Raw genomic sequence first — 329 nt, 5'->3', positions numbered from 1 at the left:
ATTTGGGCTTTATCGCCAACTGCCGAGAGTGTTGTTGATGCACCAGTGTGTGTTACTCCTCCGTGTGCATCTTTAACATCATAGCTAAAATGCACTTGGCCGTTATAGTCTTTATCTGGGGTAAAAGTGAACGTGCCATCGGCATTTAACGCAATAGCACCGTGGTCAGCCTGTAGGTTTTCAATGGATAATTTGCCAATGTCGTTGTCGTCAACATCGCTACAATTGGCCAGTAGCTGTGCAGGGGTGAGGACTATCTGGGTATCTTCTAAGCCATTCGCTAAACGTACTTCAGCTGATGCAACTGGGGCATCATTGGTGCCATGAAC

1 protein-coding gene is annotated in these 329 nt (G+C 46.8%); it reads right to left on the bottom strand.

Going from position 1 to position 329, the window contains the following annotated elements; genetic code table 11:
- The coding region (locus tag AB4274_RS22035) for a cadherin-like domain-containing protein (protein WP_372113248.1) at positions 1-329 on the bottom strand (329 nt) is incomplete at both ends.

This window comes from Vibrio sp. 10N.261.55.A10, assembly GCF_041470825.1.
GTDB lineage: Bacteria > Pseudomonadota > Gammaproteobacteria > Enterobacterales > Vibrionaceae > Vibrio > Vibrio crassostreae_C.
Note: the sequence above shows the minus strand (reverse complement) of the source record. Positions and strands in the feature narration are given on the sequence as shown.